Here is a 15,620-nt window from a genome sequence, read left to right on the forward strand (position 1 = left end):
GTCAGTTAACCAAGCAGTCGAGTAACTGAGCCTGTACCTCGTCAGTTTGTTGTTGAGCAAACTGGCAGAGTGTCTGGCAACTGGTCAGAGCCTCACCCTTTCGACTGCGCTCAAATAACGAAGCCACCTGAAGGGTGTCACCATCTAAGCCGGTCACTTCGTTTATACTCATGACCACACGTTTGCCATCAGATAAACGCGCTATCTGTACGATAATATCGACCGCACTGGCAACCTGCTGACGGATGGCAACCACCGGTAACTCAATTCCACCCATTAATACCATAACCTCCAGCCGCCGCAACGCGTCGCGCGCGGTGTTTGCATGCACAGTGCTGAGCGAGCCGGCATGACCGGTGTTCATCGCTTGCAGCATATCCAGCGCTTCGGCGCCCCGACATTCGCCAACCACCAATCGATCCGGGCGCATCCGCAGGGCATTAATAACCAACTCGCGAATACCAACTGCCCCCTGCCCCTCTTGGTTCTTCGGGCGCGCCTCCAGACTAATTAGGTTTTCGTGAGTTAGTTGCAATTCCGCAGCATCTTCTATGGTAATTACTCGTTCGCCACTAGGGATGCGACTGGAAAGCGTATTAAGCAAGGTTGTTTTACCGGTTCCCGTGCCGCCGGATACAATAATATTTTGCCGACACTCAACCGCCAGGGTTAAAAATCTCGCTGCTTTCTCGCTTAGTGAACCGGAATTAATGAGATCATCCAGCGTTAAGGGTTTAGCCGAAAATTTACGGATGGTGACACAGCTACCTTTTAGCGCCAGCGGCGTAATGACCGCGTTAACTCGCGAGCCGTCTTTTAAGCGCGCATCAACCATAGGTGACGCGTCATCCACATGCCGCCCCAGCGGCAGTACAATACGGTCTATAGCGCGGCGCAACGCCTGTTCACTACTAAACTGAATGCCGGCGTTTTGCAATTGACCCGATTTTTCAATAAAAATCCGATCGTAACGATTAACCATGATCTCAGAAATATCGCTATCCATTAGCAACGGCTCCAACGGACCCAGACCAATCGCTTCATCAACGACCTCGCGAATCAAATAGTGATGCTCATCGTTATTGCCGAGCTGTCCTTTAAGATAGGTCGTGGCGTGCACGCGTAACGCATCATCGGTTAGGTCATCCACACCGGCGTTGCGCTGATCCAAATGCATTCGCAACTGCTGTTGTAACTGCTGTTTCATCTCATTCATAGGTTACCTCCTGTAAGCCCACACACCCTGCTTCGCTTAGCCAGCTTGTTTGTTGTTCGAGCCGTTGGCTTTTCTCCTGTAAACGCTGCTGTGCCGAAGCCAGACGCTCTGCCGTCACCATGATGACAAGTTCCGTTTGCTGTTCACGTAACTCGCTGGATTTAAACAATTGACCGATAACCGGCAAATCACCTAAGGCCGGCGTTTGCCCTTCGCTGCGACTATGTTCATGACTCATTAGACCGGATAGAACCAGGGTATCGTTGTCATCCGCGAGAAATACCGAATCTGTACGCCGCGTCAAAATGCCAGGTACACCATTAACGCTGACGGCAGGGTCAAGATTACTCACTTCGGCACTCAACTGGGTTTTGATCTTACCCGTGGCGGTAATTTCCGGAGCAATGTTCAGCTTAACGCCATACGATCTGAACGTGACGTCCTGCATACCCTGCGCCAATACCTGCGGAATCGGAATTTCCCCTCCGGCCAAAAATGTCGCGCTTTCACCGCTTTGTGCTGACAATGTCGGGCTGGCAAGCAGCTTTGCGTGCCCCTGTGTTTGCAGCAAGTTGAGCGTCGAAGCCATCTGTGCCGACCAGGAAAAAGTCCCCTGTATTGCCGTTGAGGCGGCCGGTCCTGCGGTCGCACTTTGCCATTCAATTCCGAGCTCTTTTAATTGCTGTTGTTTTATCTCAAGAATTTTTACCCGCAACCTGAGCATCGGGCTGTCACTGGGTTTGCTCTGCGACTGTTCTAACAATTGTGGGTATTCCTCAGCCATTAATTGCAGTCGTTGCCGGGTAAGTTCTTCAACCTCTCCTGTTGCTACCACAAAGTTATCGGTAATGACTGTTGCCAACTGTTTATCCGCAGCTTTTAGCCCATCCAGCTCCAGCAAAAGTTTTTTGTCGATAGGCTGCTCGACTGTTACCAATAAGCGCTGCGGCGAATTATTAATTAGCCAGACATCGGTATACCCCGGCTGCAGTGCTTTTAACAATAATTGAGTCGGCGTCACCAACCGCGCTGCGACTTTGCTGTTGTCACCGACCATGATTTGCGTATTTGCAGCCACGTCGACCAGAGTCGATTGCTCAGCCAACAACTTAATTTGTTGTTGCGCGAGGGCAACGGATGGGGCCAGAACAGTTATAACCAGCAGCCAGGCGATATAGAAACTGCGCATGTTATTGCCCTCCCTGCCACTGCAGTATTCTTGATGCGGGTAACGTGGGTCGCCAGTGTTCGGTATCTTCCGCCATCTCGCTGGGTCGTACCCATAGCGCATATTCATCTTTTTGATAGCGGGTGAAATCCGCAATATCACTGGCAGGGATCAGCAGGGTAATATTATTTGCGGCATAATTGCCCGATCCGCCATTACCACCTAAGCTAAATACTTCAACAGCACTAAAGCTATGTTGTTTGGCTTCACCTGACATCGTTGTTTCTTTGAAGATAACATCTACAGAATCACCAACCGCCAGTAAGCCATTGTGCAGTGTCACCTCACTGGCGGTTAGCGTTACTGCATAAAAGCCCTCGGGCAACTGCCGACTCAAACCGTTAAACTGCGTGTTGATTAACATCGCCTGGGTCAGGGGTTCACCCGCGTCAACTGCATAACGCAGGCTCTGCCCGATAAACGGTGCGAGCTGGTGTTGCTGAAGCCACTGTTGGCTTATCAAGTGTTCAGGAAATTCGCGTAATGCCAGTACCTCAGCAGACACGGTCGTATCAGCCGCCAGAGCCCGCGCAAAAACGACAATTTTAATGCCTTCCGGTTCTGCTTCGGCTAACCGGCGTTCGGTCTCTTCTGATAAGTACTTTTGCAGAAACAACAATGTGATAGCAGTCATCACCAAACTGATGACCAGGATAATTATCCATTTAAATTTGGTCTTCACACACCGCTCCCTGGCAATAGTGCTAAGTAGTTAAAGATAAAATGGTAGTGTTCAATCATCGCCTCACCCCATTCGCGCAGTTGTTCCATCAACTGCCATTGTTGTTCCGCGAACCATAGAATACTCAGTGCGGTAACACTGATAATTAACCATTCGACCGTTGCCTGACCGCCCTGACGCTTCATTGCATTAACGTCACAAAGGTCCAGTTTTCATGACGGCTAAACACTAACCGGCCATGTTCGCCCTCGAGGATCCAGAGATCATCTTCTTGCTCGAGGGTCTCTACCCGCGCTATAAGTTGCGCTAACCGAAAGCGTAATTGTCGTTGTAATAGGTTGTATGGCTTGTTACTGAAATAAACGGTTATGCGATAACCATTACTCTGCGACTGACTCAGTATATCCAGCCCCAGGGGTAGAGCTGATTCGCGGCTAACCTTGGGTATAACCACCGGCATCAGCACCCAACGCTGCTGCTCAAACTCAAAAAAACTCCAGGTCGTATCGCCAATAACGCATACCCAGTAATTGTTCAGCCTGGCATCAGTACAGTCCGGGTACCACCGATTAAGTTGCTGCCAGTCAGGTTGTTCAGGTTGAGTCAGCTGATAAGCAGTTTGCTGGCCTAACACCTGTATGGGTATCTGCTGCCATTGCCACTGATCCAGTCCATTGGGCAAATCCATTAACGACTCCTTGTTAACGATAAGGCACTTTTACGAGTTTATCCTCGGGTACGACATCCGTATCAATATGCCCAAAAATAAGTGATTTTGAACGTATTTCCTTAGCAAGCGGAAGATAACCCAGTCCATCTTGTAAGGTGCGGACTAAGCCATTAGCCAGCAAGGTATTAAAGACCAGACTGCGTGGGCGTCCCGCCAGCCGTTCTTCACTCTCGGGCGACCAGGTGTCGGTTAACCGGACCATACGATAGTCGGCATGTTTAGCGTCTTCTTCTCTGTCCTTAGTGTGGCGAAGATTGTTGGTTTCAAAATCAAGTTTGATTAACTTCCCGGCTTCGCTGAGTAATTTCCCGGTTGCCTTTGCGCCAAAATAATCGTCCGAAACCCGCGCTCTTTCGGTATCTAACTGCCGCCCCCAGATTGCATCACGTGCTGCAGTCAATGCTTGTTGATTAGCGGTTGCTGAAGGTTCCACCGTCTGCTGCCAGGCCAGCAGTACAACAAGCAACAATGACAAACCAATTAGCGCTTCCACTAAAACCTGCCCCTTAGCCATCTCGGAGCTCCTGCTTAACGGCAATGGAAACTTTATCAACAGTCGTCAGTGGAACTAAGCGTGCTTCCCAAAGCGCGTTAAAGAGGTTGGCTTTCTCACCGTTGTTATCTGAGCGCGGAAAAATATCCAGCGGCCGGGAAAAGTGTACCTCAGCACGCGCATTGGCAAATTGACCGCTCCCCTTGTCCATAATGCTGACCACCACCGCGTTCGCGCCCAGATTATTATTGTCGCGCAGCGTTAAGTAATGAAACGCCGGGGCCAAAACGTTATAAGAATGCATTGCCGCCCAGCCCATCCTGGTTACGAATCCATTTTGATAAAACGCTTCGTTGTAGGCGTGACGACCTGATGTACTGCCATAATACTTGCGGTAAGCTGCCCGCGCGCCCCAACCGATGGGTGTCACCGGAATCCATTTTAAGCCCAAACCACTGGGTACTTTTAAAACAGTAGCCACTGAATCAACCGCATTCCAGTTCCAGCTACCGTTGGCGAGAGTTTGGAGTTCATGGCCTCCCTCTTTGCGAATACCCATTACTCCTATATCGCCCCACATGTATCTCCGTCCCTTGGTAAAAGGGTCGCGACTCTCCATGACTAAACGTTTAAAAAAGTTCGAGTCGTTTCGGTTTCGGGTGCTGTGTAACTCAGTTTTCATTAGCCAGGTGGTGGGAAAAGGCGCAATGCCGCCACCTTGAAAAGCCTCCCAGTCAAGCTCTTCATCATGGGCCTCGACAACGTCTTTTATCGATACCAAACTATCAACAGTCATCGCCTTTTCCAGCGCCACCTGTGCTATCGACATCGCCTTAATCATACCGGCGTGAAAACCCAATAAAACTTTCACTGTTTTGTCAAAAGTTCGTTGCAGCGTATTCATTACTTTTGCAATTGCTCGCATGACCACGTTAAGAACCGGTACAACGCCCGCGACTATGCTCATGTTAAACACTGCCTGTTCAATCATTGCCAGCCAGCTTGCCAGACCCACCCACTGTGCCATCGCGACCTGGTTACCGATAAGTGCGCGGTTCAGAACCGCGGATAAATTAAGCTGCCGAGCCATGAGTACCGCGGTACTGTGGGCGGTGTTATCCGCAACCGACTGCAAGTAATACTGGCGTCTGGCATGTTCTCCCATACGCGTTGTTGCCATCAACATCAACGCCATCAGAAAAACAGCAACGGCAACCATAACCAGGGTTTGGCCGTATTGCCGTCGCAACCATAAAGTAGTCACTAGTTACTATCTTTGTTGCGGGTTACTTCATCGTAATTACCCAAACTAACGTCTTTTGTTCCTAACGTCTCTGCACTTCGAGCCGCAGTACTGCCCTCATTAAGCGCTTCGCTTGCGGACTGGCCGGTGATCTCCATCGCCATACCAGCCACCTGATTACGAATCGACTCACCGAATAACGAATAAACGCCAATGGCGGCCACGGCGATTAAGGCAACAATGATGATGTATTCTGTCATTCCCTGACCGGCAATGCGGCGCAGCGAAACAAGGTTTACAGTGGTTTGTTTTGGGATAGATTGCATAGCGGCCTCCTGTTGGCGCGTTAGAAAGCGCTTAGTATAGGCCGCGAATTTTTAGGTGAAGTGAGTTGTTGTTAAGTGCTTACTCGATATTAAGATATTTGTGCAGCTGCACCGATAAGCGCCAGTTGCGTGCAATACAGGTTTGCATTGCCAACTCCGTCGCACGGGGCCGCTGGCTGATAGGCTGCAGGCAAATTTGTACGTCTTCACGCACCGGATTATGCGCTAATAACGCATCTAATGCGTCGATATGTTTTTGCATAGCAATGGGATGTTTGATTTCATTCGCTCGTGCCATAGCATCAGCGCGCACTAAATAGCCGCCGGGCATATCTAACTTAGGCGATACCGTTACCCAGGTACCTTCGGTCACCTTCAGCTCAAACGTACCACTGGTTTCGATCTGCAGCTGCAGGCCCTGAGCTTCCAGCGCATTAGCTAAAGGCAACAAATCAAACATCGCCGGCTCGCCACCGGTTATCACTACGTGTTTGGCCTGATATCCCTGTTTGCGAATCTCGGCAAGGATATCACTCGCACTCATTGCTGCCCATTGCGAGGTAGCGTCGGTTTTAGCCATCATGGTTGCCACGCTGACCTCGTCCTCGGCACGTGTTTCCCAGGTATGTTGTGTGTCACACCAGGGGCACCCCACCGGACAACCTTGCAAGCGAATAAAAATCGATGGTACACCGGTAAAGGTTCCCTCGCCCTGAAGTGTTTCAAAAATTTCGTTAATGCGGTAAGTCATAGCTTTCGTTAAAATGGATGGCTGAGCAATTATAACTGAGAGGCTGCAAATGTCGCAAAAAGTCGTAGTAATTTATTCTGGTGGCATGGATTCATTCACTGTGCTGAACAAAGCCCTGCAACAAGGGCACGATGTCAGCGCGTTATCATTTAACTACGGGCAACGCCACGTAAAGGAACTCGACGTCGCTGCCAATGTTTGCAAAAGCCTCGAAATACCGCATAAAATCGTCGATATTACCGCAATTAATAGCTTGCTTGCGGGTAGTTCACTAACCGATGACATCGATATTCCGGAAGGTCATTACGAACAAGAATCGATGAAGTCAACGGTCGTTCCCAACCGCAATATGATTCTATTATCACTGGCAATAGGCTACGCAGTCTCCGAAAATGCCCAGGCCGTATATTATGGTGCGCATTCCGGTGACCATGCGATCTATCCCGATTGCCGCCCCGAATTTGTTCGGCAAATGAATGTGGTCAGCAAGCTGGCGAACTATGACCCCGTTGAAGTGGTCGCGCCCTACCTGGACGTCGATAAAAACGCCATACTGGCCGATGGCCTAAAAATGGGTCTGGACTACAGCAATACCTGGACCTGCTACAACGGTCGTGACAAGGCCTGCGGTAAATGCGGTGCCTGTATCGAACGCCTGGAAGCTTTTGCTGCCAACGAACAAAGCGATCCCTTAAGCTACGAATAACTCGACCAAGCAACGCGGCAATCCAGACAGTGCGCGGAAGAGCTGGAACGAAGGGTAATTCGAATTGCGTGTTAGGTTGCGAGGGGGAGTGTGACAGGAATGTTGGAGGGCATGGATGCCCGGAAACAAGCCACACGGACGTGCTTGGAGCGGTTCCTGGCACACTCCCCCTCGTGACCTGACAAAAGCAATTCGAATTAACCTTCGTTCCAAGCCAGCCCGCGCGCTGTCTGGAGTTGCCCCATTGCTTTGCTCTTGCCTAGTCCAGAAATCGCTGTACTTGCTGCCAGCGTTCAGTCTTTTGCAATTCCTGTAGCGTTAATACTGGCTTACTCATTAACATCCGCTCAAAGCGTTGCCGGCTCTCGCCGGATGTATCAGGTAAGGATTGCGCTAACAGTGCATTCGCACCGGCACGGTCGTTGCAGACCAGGACCATGTCACAGCCTGCGTTAAACGCTGCATCGCTACGCGCTTTCATATCGCCGACAACTGTTGCTCCGTGCATGGAAAGATCATCGCTGAAGATCATTCCATCAAATCCTAACTGCTCCCGTAATACGGTTTGTAGCCAATAGTTCGAAAATCCGGCCGGCATTTCATCGACCGCAGAGTAAACCACGTGCGCAGGCATAATACCTTGTAACTTCTTTGATAATTCACGAAATGGCGGAATGTCGACGTCAAAAATCGTCTGCTTATCACGGTCATCAACCGGTATCGCAATGTGAGAGTCGGCAACTACGGAGCCGTGACCCGGGAAATGTTTGCCGGTGGCGGCCATACCAGCTTCGTGCATGCCGGCGATAAACTCAGCGGCGATGGAGGTTACCCCGGCGGCATTGTTGGAAAATGCCCGATCACCAATCACTTCGCTGACATCATTAATATCTAATACCGGTGCAAAGCTAATATCAATGCCTACTGCCTGCACTTCTGCGGCCATCAGCCAGCCTAACTCACGCGCTGCCGTGGCTCGCTGATCAGTGTCTGTATACACTTGCGCTATACGGCCCATAGCCGGGATTGCACTAAACCCCTGACGAAACCGTTGTACTCGCCCGCCTTCGTGATCAACCGCAATCATTAACGGCTTGCCGGCTGCCTCACGGGCATCTGCACAGAGAGCTTCAAGTTGTGAGATAGAAACATAATTGCGGGTGAATAGAATTAACCCATTAACATCCGGATGAGCCAGTAATTCACGGTCCTGTGTAGTTAGCTCTGTGCCGGCAATGTCGATCATGACCTGCGCCATAGTGGTTCCTTTAAAAATACATCTGCGGCTAGTTTGCCAGAGAGTGTAAATTGCTACAAAGAACTGTTGAAGTTTTTTCTGATGCTTTACTCTAATACCTGTTCACAACAAATTAACAACCGGGTGAAGTATGACCATTAACAAGTCCATAATTAGCGTTGCCATAGCGATGAGTTTAAGCGCCTGTGGCGGTTCTTCCGACGGTAATAGCCCTAACACGGGAGGCAGCGATAATTCAGATTATGCCACCTGTTCCGTTGCTGACCAGAACCAACGCTTTTTCGACTACATGAAAGATGACTACTTTTGGGCGAGTCAGCTACCGGAGCAGGTTGATCCGGAAGCCTTCGATGATGTCTATGAATTATTAGAGGAACTCAGGGTTCCTGAGGATAGCTACAGTTATATCTTAACCGAAGAAGAATACGAATCGCTGTTTGTGACAGCTGAATATGCCGGCTTTGGTTTTTCTCAGCAACAGGTTAGTGCATCAGAAATTAAACTACGTTTAGTTTATCGAGATTCACCGGCCTGGGAGGCCGGTATGCGCCGCGCCGATTCGATAATCGCCATTGATGGAGTGCCCACCAGCGAATTGTTAAGCAACGGCAGTTATAACGACGCACTAGGCGAACCCGAAGTTGGTGTTACGCGAGAGATTACCTGGCGCAAGCCATCGGGCGAGGAGATGACTGCGTCAATCAGTAAAGATACGGTTGAAACTAATACGGTGATGGGCGCTCAGGTCTGGTCGCTGGATCAGCGCGCGATCGGCTACTTTACGCTGGATAGTTTTATTAATCGTACCGGTGCTGACTTAAATGAAGCCTTTGACCAATTTGCCAGTGCCAATGTCGAAGAATTGGTTATAGACGTTCGTTACAACGGCGGCGGTTTAATTCGCTACGCGAATCAGGCGGCTACGCAAACAGCGGGGACTAATGTGCAGGGCAAAACCTTTGTCGAATACCGCTTTAATGAACAAAACAGTAACCAGAATGAAGCCGTGCCCTTTGGCCTTGTCGATGGCGTCGAACAGCTGGATCTGGACAGTGTCACTGTGCTGACTACAGGTGCTAGTTGTTCATCGTCGGAACTGATTATTAACTCGCTAAAACCTCATGTCGACGTTACCGTGATTGGCAACCGTACCTGTGGTAAACCCGTTGGTCAGGTGCCTGAGCAACTCTGCGATAAGGTGACTTTCGCTATCAATTTCGAAACCGTGAACTCGGCAGGTGAAGGCCGCTACTTTGATGGTATTGCGCCTACCTGTCGGGTTACCGATCGTATCGTTGCCGACTGGGGTAGTAGCGACGATCCCCTAACCGGCGCTGCGTTGAGCTACCTTGAAAATGGCCAATGCCCAACCACGAGTGCGTCTAATGAGCTTGCCGAAGGCGCAGGTTTTACTCCGCAAACGCCGGTATTTTATAACCTCAAACAAAAGCGCGCCTCTTTGCAATAACCTGCAAAGGGCGCGCTATTAGTTGCGAAGCAACCGTGGGCCGTGTTAATCGCGGACTGCGGCTTTTCTTAACTCGCCTTTAGTGGTGTAAAACTGGTTGTGCTCGATAATACCGGGCGCAAAACTATCAACACCTATAGCCGTCAGGCGCAATCGTTCGGTACGTGCCAACTCCTCGGCTGTATCTTTATCAACCAACCCTTTTTCTAGCGCAGCATCAGCCAGTTCCTGACCATTCAGGTTAGCAGACAACTCGCCGCGCTTTTGAGCCTTACGCAGTGTTTTGTAGACGTCCTTGAGTTTAAGCATGGATAGAAATGCCATTTCCATGTGCCCGGTCGGATCGCTCTCTTCTTCTTTCCAGTAGCACAGGAAAGTGTGGCGGTCGCGGGTAACACCCGGCTTCATCATGTCCGAGCTAATGTCCTGCAACAGTTCATCTGCCGGCTGGCTAAAGTGATTACCTAACGGGAACACTAATACGCGCATAGCCCAGGCAACCGGACGGTTCGGGAAGTTACGGAAAAAGCCATCAAATGCCTGACCAATTTTATGCAAGTGATGTTGCACGGCATAATGCACGTAAGGCAAATCAGCTGCCTGACGACCCTCTTCTTCGAAGCGTTTAAGTACCGCTGACGCCATGTACAGGTGACTTAATACATCACCCAGGCGGGCAGAAATCATCTCTTTGCGTTTCAGGTCACCGCCCAGCATCAACATCGAAATATCGGATGCCATTGCCAGACCGCGGCTCATGCGTGTTAAATGTTGATAGTAACGCGCCGTCTCACCGCTCACCGGAGTTTCGTTAAAGCGTGAGCCGCTCAAGCCCATCCACAGACTACCGAATACATTACTGACCGCAAATTTAATGTGCTTAACAAGCAGTCGGTCAAAGTCACGCATACCCTGCTCTTCATCCGGATTAGCAGCCGCTTTCATTTCTTCTAATACATACGGATGACAGCGGGTCGCGCCCTGACCGAAGATCATCAAATTACGGGTTAAAATGTTAGCGCCCTCGACCGTAATCGAGACCGGCGTCGCCATGTAACTATGACCCAGGTAATTGTGCGGACCTAACTGAATCCCTTTACCCGCGTGAATATCCATCGCGTGTTCCATCACCTCACGACCCATCTCGGTCATGTGGTATTTGGTCATCGCAGTAACGACCGATGGACTCTTACCCTGGCACAACGCACTCACCGTTAAGCGGCGCATCGATTCCAGCGTATAGTTGGTGCCGCCAATTTTACCCATGGCTTCCTGCACGCCTTCAAACACACCAATCGGTAAACCGAATTGCTGACGAACGTAGGCATAGGCACCCGTCATACGTTGGGTCACATGGCCTGATGCCGCCGCCAGTGCCGGTAACGAAATACCGCGGCCCGCTGACAAACATTCAACCAACATGCGCCAGCCTTTACCGGCGTAATCTGTACCGCCAATAATCCAGTCCAGTGGAATGAAAACGTCATTACCGTACGTAGTACCGTTTAAAAAAGACTGGTTGAGCGGGAAGTGACGATCACCAATTTCGACACCATCGTGATCGGTCGGTATTAACGCACAGGTAATACCGATTTCTTTTTTATCGCCTAACAACCCTTCAGGATCGTAGAGTTTAAAAGCCAGACCCAATACCGTCGCTGCCGGCGCCAGGGTGATGTAGCGCTTTGACCAGTTCAGGCGAATACCGACAACTTCTTCACCATCCAGCGTACCTTTGCATATAATGCCTTCGTCAGGAATAGCCCCGGCGTCCGAACCCGCTTCCGGCCCAGTCAATGCAAAACACGGTATATCTGTTCCATCTGCCAGTCGTGGCAACCAGTAATCCTGCTGCTGCTTCGTACCATAATGGGTTAACAACTCGCCCGGACCCAGCGAATTAGGCACCATTACCGTAACAGCTGCACTAATAGACCGGGTCGCAATGCGCGAAACAATATAGGAGTTCGCCGCTGGAGAAAAATCAAGTCCGCCGAATTCTTTGCCAATAATCATCGCAAAGAAGCGTTCTTTACGCAGATAGTCCCATACCTGCTTAGGTAAATCACGGTCCTGTTGCACAATCTTAAAATCATCCAGCATCGCCAACAGTGTCGCCAGCTGATTATCGACGAACGCCTGCTCATCTTCCGTCAGCTTAGGCTCCGGCATATCTAATAGTTTTTGCCAGTCCGGCCGTCCGCTAAACAACTCACCATCCCACCAGACATCGCCGGCTTCCATGGCTTCGCGTTCAGTATCAGACAACGGCGGTAAAATACGCTTGAACAACGCAAACACCGGCTTGGTGATAAGGCTGCGGCGTATTTCAGCCACCGCCAGCACAATCACTAATAACACAATCAGTAAAATGATAATTTCCATGGTTTTCTCCAGCTAACCATTCATCAATAAAGTGTAGTTTAAACAGTAAGGCTTTGCTTAACCGTCTAACTGACTATCTAAACCACCGGCAATAAACGTAATCAGGTGCTCTATCACAGTTTGAATATCCGCACGCTCGTCAAACTCTGCTTGCGCGATTTCAATCAACGCCTGCCCGGATACCTGGGCAAAGACCGTGGCACCAAGGACAAAATGTAAGCGCCAGAACATATCTTGTTCAGTTAGTTTCGGATTAGCCCGATGTAACAGGGCTAGCAGGTGTTGCAACACGTCGCCAAAGGCCGTTTGCGTGTAACGTCGCAAATGTCCCTGGGTTTCTGAATAGGCAAACCCCAATAGCCTTAAAAAGTGTTCAGTACCACGCTTATGCACCTGATCTAAACTGATTAGGGGAGCCTTGAAGCTGGCGAATACTGCCAGACTGTCGATTTCGGGTTTGTCATCAAGCCGTTTTAGCTCGGTCTCCAGCGCGGGCATAAAAACATTCATGTAACGCGCCACAACGGCTTGAATCAGTGCTTTTTTTGAGCCAAAGTGATAATTGACAGAGGCAAGGTTAACATCCGCCTCCTGGGTAATTTGACGCAACGACGTTTGCTCGAAGCCTTCTCGTGCAAACAGGGTTTCAGCTGCATCCAGTATCTTTTTTTGCGTAGAAACTTTTGATTTTTTAGGGCGTACTGCCGATTCAGACATAATTATAAACGCATATTTTAAACATGCGTTTAATTTAATTCACTTCGTTTCAGCGATCAAGTGTTCGCTGAAACTATTTAGTGGTAGCTTGCTACCCCAGCCACACATCCAGGAATAACATCAGCACAAGGCCCAACATTAGGCCAATGCTGGCACGGGAATGATGACCTTCACGATGGGTCTCGGGAATAATTTCATGACTGATGACAAAGATCATCGCTCCGGCGGAAACCAGCAATCCCCAGGGTAAAAACCAATCAGCGATACCGACAAACCAGCCGCCCAATAATCCGCCTAAGGGCTCTACTGCACCGGTTAAACCTGCTACAACAAAGGTGTGCAAACGGCTGTAGCCGATCGCCAGTAACGCAAGTGCCACCGCCAGCCCTTCCGGGACGTTTTGTAAACCGATACCGGAAGCGATAGCAACGGTGGCGTCGTAATCGCCGCCGGCGGCAGTAATGCCGACCGATAAGCCTTCAGGAATGTTATGGATAGTGATGGCAATAATGAACAGCCACAACCGGTTAAGCCGAATACCCGACGGTCCCTCTGCTCCTTTTACAAAGTGCTCATGCGGAACCATACGGTCAATCAATGCGATAAGTAGTGCACCAATGATGATACCGAAAACGGCAATTGTTGGCGGAATCAATCCGCTTCCGAATTGTTGCTCAGCAATCTCTAGTGCCGGCACAATCAACGAGAAAAATGACGCTGCCAGCATCACGCCTGCCGCAAAACCGAGTAACGCATTGGTATTGCGTTCACTCGGACGCCAGCCAATCAGTACTGGCGCTGCCCCGACAGCAGTCATACCCCCACTAAGCGCACTTACGGTAAGCGCCGCTAACCATCCGTCCATTCCACTACTCCTTCGCGTGCCGTTAAGGCGGGTGGCCGATTAATGACGCCAGTAATGACGATGGAACAAAATCAATACCGTCATGATTTCTAAGCGCCCGGCTAACATGGCAAATATCAGCAGAAACTTAGCCCCGTCAGGTAGACTGGAAAAATTTCCACTAGGGCCGATGATATCGCCAAGCGCAGGGCCCACGTTACTCACCGCAGAGGCTGCACCCGAAATTGATGTCATAAAGTCGAGATTAAAAAGCGACAGTCCTAACGCGATGGCAGCAACCAGCAAAAAGTAGGTAAAACAAAACGCTACCATAGAGCCAAGTAACGAATCATTAACCCGTCGATCCTGATAAGTTTGTACTTGCACCAAGTTAGGGTGGATCAACTGACTAAATTGTCGCCGCAATAACAACTGCGATAACTGGAAACGAAAAATCTTCATGCCGCCGGCAGTCGAGCCGGTACAGCCACCGACAAACATCAGGTAAAAGAAAATCATTATCGACCAGTTGCCCCACTGGCCGTAGTCCTCGGTAGCATACCCGGTAGTGGTAACAACCGATACGACGTTAAATGCGGTATGCAAAAAGGCATCGCCCCACTCACGCCCTTTGCCCACTTGGATCAGGGCTATGATAACGATAGTGAGTAATAAAAAAATCAGAAAGGCACGTACCTGGGTGTCTTTCATAATTGGCTCGATGTCCTTTTTCATAGCGCGGATATAGAGCACAAAAGGCAATGCACCGGCGACCATAAAAATAGTACCGACCACAATTAAAAAAGGACTATCGGCAAAGTGTCCAAACGAAGCATCATAGTTGGAAAATCCGGCCGTGCCGATAGTTGTCATACCATGTACAAAGGCATCGAAGGTCTGCATTCCGCCTAACGCATAAAGCAATATTACCAGCGCCGTCAGTAACAGATAGACTTTGCCGATGGCCATGACCATCAGACTGGATCGCGGTAAAAATTTACCCGACATATCCGATGATTCGGCCTGGAATAAGCGCATGCCACCCACTTGCAAAAACGGTAAAATAGCCATCGCCATAACGATAATACCGATACCACCAAGCCATTGCAGCATGCCACGCCACAACAACACTGATTTTGGCAACTCATCCAAGCCAACGATAACAGTTGCACCCGTAGTGGTAATGGCGGACATGGCTTCAAACCAGGCGTCGGTGAATCCCAAATACGGTTGCGCAAAAACAAACGGAAGGGTGGCAAACAGGCTTGCAGAAACCCAGCATAAGGTGGTCAGCAAAAATACCTGCCGCGCACGTAATTTTGCCTCGCCGGTTTTTTGCGAAAACAGCACCAGCCCCGTTATTATGCCAATTACAGCCAGTGTCAGATAAGTCCACTGGTCCTTTTCACTATTGACTGCTGCCAATACAAAAGGCGCTAACAAAGCCACCGACAGAAGCGCAATAAGCGCTCCGATAGCTTTGGATAAAAGTTTCGCCGCCTGTTGCGGTTTTAGACGATTATCCTGAACGACTGCCGCCTGTTGCATCATGGTAGTTACTTTTTATGTGCAG

At 49.9% G+C, this 15,620-nt stretch carries 16 protein-coding genes; 2 read left to right on the plus strand and 14 right to left on the minus strand.

What is annotated here, in order from left to right; translation table 11 throughout:
* Position 1: 1 nt before the first annotated feature.
* The 9 genes from KZ771_RS06235 to queE form a co-directional block, all read right to left on the minus strand.
* Entirely contained in the window at positions 2-1,216 is a 1,215-nt protein-coding gene (locus KZ771_RS06235; RefSeq protein WP_290571306.1) for a CpaF family protein, read from the minus strand.
* A complete protein-coding gene (locus KZ771_RS06240) occupies positions 1,209-2,405 on the minus strand; it encodes a pilus assembly protein CpaC (protein WP_290654686.1) in 1,197 nt (398 codons plus the stop codon). Before KZ771_RS06240 ends, KZ771_RS06235 begins: the two co-directional genes overlap by 8 nt.
* 1 nt (position 2,406) lies before the next feature.
* Positions 2,407-3,126 carry a Flp pilus assembly protein CpaB gene (cpaB, locus tag KZ771_RS06245; protein WP_133539175.1) on the minus strand — a complete coding sequence of 240 codons (720 nt, stop codon included), beginning with the start codon at positions 3,124-3,126 and terminating at the stop codon, positions 2,407-2,409.
* Positions 3,123-3,311, minus strand: coding sequence for a hypothetical protein (locus KZ771_RS06250; protein ID WP_290654687.1), 189 nt, complete (start codon positions 3,309-3,311; stop codon positions 3,123-3,125). Before KZ771_RS06250 ends, cpaB begins: the two co-directional genes overlap by 4 nt.
* On the minus strand, positions 3,308-3,814 hold the full coding sequence (locus KZ771_RS06255) for a hypothetical protein (RefSeq protein ID WP_133539173.1): 507 nt from the start codon (positions 3,812-3,814) through the stop codon (positions 3,308-3,310). The genes KZ771_RS06250 and KZ771_RS06255 overlap by 4 nt, the downstream gene beginning before the upstream one ends.
* Positions 3,815-3,827: 13 nt before the next feature.
* Positions 3,828-4,370: a hypothetical protein gene (locus KZ771_RS06260; RefSeq protein ID WP_133539172.1), complete on the minus strand. Its 543-nt coding sequence runs from the start codon at positions 4,368-4,370 to the stop codon at positions 3,828-3,830.
* The gene (locus KZ771_RS06265; RefSeq protein ID WP_290654688.1) at positions 4,363-5,613 is read right to left on the minus strand and encodes a hypothetical protein; all 1,251 of its coding nucleotides are present in this window, start codon (positions 5,611-5,613) and stop codon (positions 4,363-4,365) included. Before KZ771_RS06265 ends, KZ771_RS06260 begins: the two co-directional genes overlap by 8 nt.
* Positions 5,613-5,918: a pilus assembly protein gene (locus KZ771_RS06270; RefSeq protein ID WP_290654689.1), complete on the minus strand. Its 306-nt coding sequence runs from the start codon at positions 5,916-5,918 to the stop codon at positions 5,613-5,615. The genes KZ771_RS06265 and KZ771_RS06270 overlap by 1 nt, the downstream gene beginning before the upstream one ends.
* A 79-nt stretch (positions 5,919-5,997) precedes the next feature.
* Entirely contained in the window at positions 5,998-6,669 is a 672-nt protein-coding gene (gene queE / locus KZ771_RS06275) for a 7-carboxy-7-deazaguanine synthase QueE (protein ID WP_290654690.1), read from the minus strand.
* Between the two features lie 49 nt (positions 6,670-6,718).
* On the opposite strand from queE, the gene queC reads away from it, so the two are divergent.
* Positions 6,719-7,375: a 7-cyano-7-deazaguanine synthase QueC gene (gene queC, locus KZ771_RS06280; protein WP_290654691.1), complete on the plus strand. Its 657-nt coding sequence runs from the start codon at positions 6,719-6,721 to the stop codon at positions 7,373-7,375.
* Positions 7,376-7,634: 259 nt separating this feature from the next.
* Here queC and nagZ read toward each other — a convergent pair whose 3' ends face one another.
* Positions 7,635-8,633 (minus strand): beta-N-acetylhexosaminidase, encoded by a 999-nt coding sequence (nagZ, locus tag KZ771_RS06285; RefSeq protein WP_290654692.1) that lies wholly within the window; start codon positions 8,631-8,633, stop codon positions 7,635-7,637.
* A gap of 130 nt (positions 8,634-8,763) precedes the next feature.
* On the opposite strand from nagZ, the gene KZ771_RS06290 reads away from it, so the two are divergent.
* On the plus strand, positions 8,764-10,101 hold the full coding sequence (locus tag KZ771_RS06290; RefSeq protein WP_290654693.1) for a S41 family peptidase: 1,338 nt from the start codon (positions 8,764-8,766) through the stop codon (positions 10,099-10,101).
* Positions 10,102-10,146: 45 nt separating this feature from the next.
* Here KZ771_RS06290 and KZ771_RS06295 read toward each other — a convergent pair whose 3' ends face one another.
* The 4 genes from KZ771_RS06295 to KZ771_RS06310 form a co-directional block, all read right to left on the minus strand.
* The gene (locus KZ771_RS06295) at positions 10,147-12,486 is read right to left on the minus strand and encodes an acyl-CoA dehydrogenase (RefSeq protein ID WP_290654694.1); all 2,340 of its coding nucleotides are present in this window, start codon (positions 12,484-12,486) and stop codon (positions 10,147-10,149) included.
* Between the two features lie 57 nt (positions 12,487-12,543).
* Positions 12,544-13,203, minus strand: a complete 660-nt coding sequence (locus KZ771_RS06300) for a TetR/AcrR family transcriptional regulator (protein WP_133539164.1) — start codon at positions 13,201-13,203, stop codon at positions 12,544-12,546.
* 91 nt (positions 13,204-13,294) lie between these two features.
* Entirely contained in the window at positions 13,295-14,068 is a 774-nt protein-coding gene (locus tag KZ771_RS06305; protein WP_290654695.1) for a ZIP family metal transporter, read from the minus strand.
* 39 nt (positions 14,069-14,107) lie between these two features.
* Positions 14,108-15,598, minus strand: coding sequence for a TrkH family potassium uptake protein (locus KZ771_RS06310; RefSeq protein ID WP_290654696.1), 1,491 nt, complete (start codon positions 15,596-15,598; stop codon positions 14,108-14,110).
* Positions 15,599-15,620: the final 22 nt, after the last annotated feature.

Origin of the sequence: Idiomarina sp., from assembly GCF_019431395.1 — a bacterium.
In the GTDB taxonomy this organism is placed as follows: Bacteria; Pseudomonadota; Gammaproteobacteria; order Enterobacterales; family Alteromonadaceae; genus Idiomarina.

Bases quoted from the DNA above. Each gene is read 5' to 3' on its own strand.
- KZ771_RS06235 (WP_290571306.1), bottom strand. From the start codon at position 1,216: ATGAATGAGATGAAACAGCAGTTACAACAGCAGTTGCGAATGCATTTG.
- KZ771_RS06240 (WP_290654686.1), bottom strand. From the start codon at position 2,405: ATGCGCAGTTTCTATATCGCCTGGCTGCTGGTTATAACTGTTCTGGCC.
- KZ771_RS06255 (WP_133539173.1), bottom strand. From the start codon at position 3,814: ATGGATTTGCCCAATGGACTGGATCAGTGGCAATGGCAGCAGATACCC.
- queC (WP_290654691.1), top strand. From the start codon at position 6,719: ATGTCGCAAAAAGTCGTAGTAATTTATTCTGGTGGCATGGATTCATTC.
- KZ771_RS06295 (WP_290654694.1), bottom strand. From the start codon at position 12,486: ATGGAAATTATCATTTTACTGATTGTGTTATTAGTGATTGTGCTGGCG.
- queE (WP_290654690.1), bottom strand. From the start codon at position 6,669: ATGACTTACCGCATTAACGAAATTTTTGAAACACTTCAGGGCGAGGGA.
- KZ771_RS06305 (WP_290654695.1), bottom strand. From the start codon at position 14,068: ATGGACGGATGGTTAGCGGCGCTTACCGTAAGTGCGCTTAGTGGGGGT.
- KZ771_RS06270 (WP_290654689.1), bottom strand. From the start codon at position 5,918: ATGCAATCTATCCCAAAACAAACCACTGTAAACCTTGTTTCGCTGCGC.
- nagZ (WP_290654692.1), bottom strand. From the start codon at position 8,633: ATGGCGCAGGTCATGATCGACATTGCCGGCACAGAGCTAACTACACAG.
- KZ771_RS06260 (WP_133539172.1), bottom strand. From the start codon at position 4,370: ATGGCTAAGGGGCAGGTTTTAGTGGAAGCGCTAATTGGTTTGTCATTG.
- KZ771_RS06310 (WP_290654696.1), bottom strand. From the start codon at position 15,598: ATGATGCAACAGGCGGCAGTCGTTCAGGATAATCGTCTAAAACCGCAA.
- KZ771_RS06300 (WP_133539164.1), bottom strand. From the start codon at position 13,203: ATGTCTGAATCGGCAGTACGCCCTAAAAAATCAAAAGTTTCTACGCAA.
- KZ771_RS06250 (WP_290654687.1), bottom strand. From the start codon at position 3,311: ATGAAGCGTCAGGGCGGTCAGGCAACGGTCGAATGGTTAATTATCAGT.
- KZ771_RS06290 (WP_290654693.1), top strand. From the start codon at position 8,764: ATGACCATTAACAAGTCCATAATTAGCGTTGCCATAGCGATGAGTTTA.